Genomic DNA, 3,487 nt, shown 5'->3' with positions numbered 1-3,487 from the left:
AGCGTGAGGGGGTCGTTGATCTCGGGCCCGGTGAGGTCGGTGCGTGTTGTAGTGCCGTTCGAAGTCGGCCAGGACTTGCCGGGCGTGGGCCTCGTTCATGAGCAGGACGTGGTCGAGCGCCTCGCGGCGGACGGTGCCGATCACCCGCTCGCAGTGGGCGTTCATCCGTGGCGCGCTGAGCAGCACGTTCATGTCTTCGGCTTCGAAGACGGCGTCGAAGGACGGGTCGTACTTGGCGTCGCGGTCGCGCAGCACGAAGCGTAGGGACTCCATGCGCATGTCGAGTTGGGCGGAGAGATTGCGGGCCTGTTGCGTCGCCCAGGCCTGGGTGGGGTGGGTGGTGAGGCCGGTGACGTGCAGTCTGCGGGTGCCGTGTTCCAGGAACGCCATGGCGTACAGGCGCTTTCCGAGCATGGTGTCCACGTGGAAGAAGTCGGCTGCGATGATCTCTTGGGCTTGGGTGGTCAGGAACTCGCGCCGGCTGGGGCCGGAGCGGCGTGGAGCCGGGTCGATGCCCGCGGCGTTCAGGATCCCCCAGACCGTGGACGGTGCGATCGGATGGCCCAGCCGGGTCAATTCGCCCTGGATCCTGCGGTGTCCCCACCGGGGATTTTCGCTGGCCAAGCGCAGCACCGGCTTCCTGAGCGCGGCCGCAGTCGGGGGTCGGCCCTTGCGGCTGCGGCGGGCGGAGTAGTCCCACTTCTTGGCGATCAGCTTGCGGTACCAGGCCGGCAGGATGCCGGGTGTGACGGGGAAGACGTCGGCCCAGCGGCGGCGCGGTATCCGCGAGGACAGCGCGGAAAGCCAGAACCGGTCGGCCCACTCGTAGCGGACCGGGACCTTGAGCTGACGGTGCAGGACTGAGTTCTGCCTCAGCACCAACAACTCGGCGTCCCTGGCGGTGTCTTGGCGCAGCAGGACAGCCGGTAGGGACAGCAGCGTACGAGCAGCGCGGTACAACAGTGACACGACCATCGGGACAGTGTCTCAGCCACCACCGACAACCATGTACACCGCTGCTCACCTGCAGCGATGACTTTATGAGCCCCACACGCTTCACGACCTTCGCCACACGGCCGCCCACCGGATGGCCAACGGCGGCAAGCTCACGCTCCCCGAGGTCCAGACGGTGCTGCGCCACGCCAACATCCAGACCACCAGCCGCTACCTGGCGGTGCGGGTCGAGGAGATCTTCGACGCCCTGCTGGAGCACTACAACAGGCCACGGCCGCAGATCAGTTACCCATCCGGCTACGCCGCCGACGACATCGCGGCGGTGTTCGGTGCCTAAGACCGCCGCGAGCCCCACGACCGGAGTCAGCCGCCGCCACGGCCCGATCGCCGAGGGCCTCGACTACTCCAGCCGCTTCGTAGGCGGCCTGATGACTCCCGAGCCGGCCGTCGCGACCACACCTCCCCGCCCGTTCGGCGACCTCTCCCGCACCTCCGCGCTGTCGATCGCAGGGTTGGCCGTCGAGGCCTGGGACGGAGGGACGTCGACGCGGCAACAGCGCGGCATGGCCGCCCGCGCTGTCCTGGACTACCTGGCCGGCTACCCCGGCCTGACCTGGCAGGAACGGTGGGAGGCCGGCCCGGTCGGACAGGGCCTGGTCAACGTCAACGACCTGGAGTGCCGCCGCAGCCCCAGCTTCAAGCTCACCACCGGCCTGCGGTCCCTGATCTGCCTGCGCGCCATCCAGCCGTCCATGCTCGCCTTCCGGCGCCACCACATGACCAGCTTCGCGTCGATGTTCATCGCCGCGCAGAGCGATCCGCTGCTGGACGACTTCGTCAAGCAGGTCGAGGTGCACCAGCACACCTACGCGCACCGGACCGAGGCCCTGTTCGACCTGTGCGCGCTGCTGGCCGTCCAGGGTGTCACGCTGAGCGACGTCACGGCGCCCGCGCTGCTGCACTTCGCTCAGGAGAACCGGCGCGCGTGGTCGGCCGTGGCTCCGGGAAACAAGGCCGGTAACCGGTTGCGCGGACAGGGTGTGTGGCATGTGCTCCAGGCCATGGGCCACTTGCCGCCGACGGTCCCGGCCACGATGCGAGCGGCCCTGATGCGCGGTCAGAAGAGCATCGAGGAGCTGATCGACCTCTACCCCATCCGCAACCAGGCCGTTCGAGGGCTGCTGATCGACTACTTCAACCGCCGCCGGGCGGACACCGACTACGGCACTTGGAAGAACCTGGTGCTGCACCTGGCCCACCACTTCTGGGAGAAGATCGAGCGCATCAACCCCGAGCAGGCCGATCTGCGGATCGCCCCTGAGGTCTATGCCGCCTGGCGGCAGATGATCGCCGTCAAGGACGACGGCGCTCCGCGAGCCGGAGCGGACGGCCTGGTCATCTCGCTCCGCAGCTTCTACTACGACCTGCACACCTGGGCAGCCCAGGAACCCGAGCGCTGGGCTGTGTGGGTCGCTCCCTGCCCGGTTCCGCCTTCCGACCTGCGCGGGCTCGGTGCACGCCGCCGCCGGATCAACGAGCGAACCGCCGACCGCACCAGCCAGCGCCAGCCTCTGCTGCCCGTGCTCGTCGAGCACGTCGAGTCCCGCTACGACCGCTTCCGCCAGTTGCTCGAACTCGCGGAGGAAAGCGGTCGAGGGCGAGCCGTTCACCTTCGCCGGCACCACCTACACGCGCGTGCTGAGCGACGCCGACCGCAAGCTCACTCGCCGCGCCGCGCCCGTTCCACCACGCCTGCGCAACAACGACAGCGGCGAGATGGTCCACATCGCCGCCGAAGAAGAGGCCGCGTTCTGGGACTGGGCCGCGGTGGAGACCCTGCGGCACTCCGGCGTGCGCATCGAGGAGCTCTGCGAGCTGAGCCACCTGAGCATCCGCCAGTACCAGCGCCCCGACGGCGAGGTCATCGCTCTGCTCGTCATCGCGCCCTCGAAGACCGACCGCGAGCGAGTGATCCCAATGTCCGCCGAACTCTTCCACGTGATCGCGTCCATCATCGGCCGACACGTCCGCACTGGTCGCCCGATCCCGCTGGTCTCCCGCTATGACCCGCACGACAAGGTCTGGAGCCCTCCGATGCCGTTCCTCTTCCAGCGGCAGAACGGCGCGGTTCCCGCAGTCTTCAACCCCGGCACGATTCAGCAAATGATCCAACGGCGCTGCCTCGCCCTCGCCGAGGTACACCCCGGTTTCAAGGGACTGAAGTTCACTCCGCACGACTTCCGCCGAATCTTCATCACCGAGCTCGTCAACAGCGGCCTGCCGATCCATATCGGCGCGGCCTTGCTCGGACACCTGAATATCCAGACCACTCGTGGCTACGTCGCGGTGTTCGACGAGGACGTGATCCGCCACTACCAGGAGTACCTGCAGCACCGACGTCAGGTCCGACCCGAGGGCGAGTACCGGGACAGCACGCCCGACGAGTGGTCGGAGTTCGAGGAGCACTTCGATCGCCGAAAGGTCGAGCTCGGCGCATGCGGCCGACCTTACGGCACCCCCTGCCAGCACGAGC

The 3,487-nt window shown here is 68.1% G+C and carries 2 protein-coding genes and 1 pseudogene; 2 read left to right on the top strand and 1 reads right to left on the bottom strand.

Going from position 1 to position 3,487, the window contains the following annotated elements:
• A partial coding sequence (locus tag VXC91_RS43675) for an integrase core domain-containing protein (RefSeq protein ID WP_329512902.1) occupies nucleotides 1-975 on the bottom strand: 975 nt, incomplete at its 3' end.
• Between the two features lie 82 nt (nucleotides 976-1,057).
• On the opposite strand from VXC91_RS43675, the pseudogene VXC91_RS43670 reads away from it, so the two are divergent.
• Nucleotides 1,058-1,291: pseudogene (locus tag VXC91_RS43670) on the top strand (tyrosine-type recombinase/integrase); the annotation flags it as partial.
• A 1,439-nt stretch (nucleotides 1,292-2,730) separates the two neighbouring features.
• Nucleotides 2,731-3,487: tyrosine-type recombinase/integrase (locus tag VXC91_RS43665; protein ID WP_329512901.1), on the top strand; the 757-nt coding region annotated here is incomplete at its 3' end.

This window comes from Streptomyces chiangmaiensis, assembly GCF_036281785.1.
Lineage (GTDB): Bacteria > Actinomycetota > Actinomycetes > Streptomycetales > Streptomycetaceae > Streptomyces > Streptomyces chiangmaiensis.
Note: the sequence above shows the minus strand (reverse complement) of the source record. Positions and strands in the feature narration are given on the sequence as shown.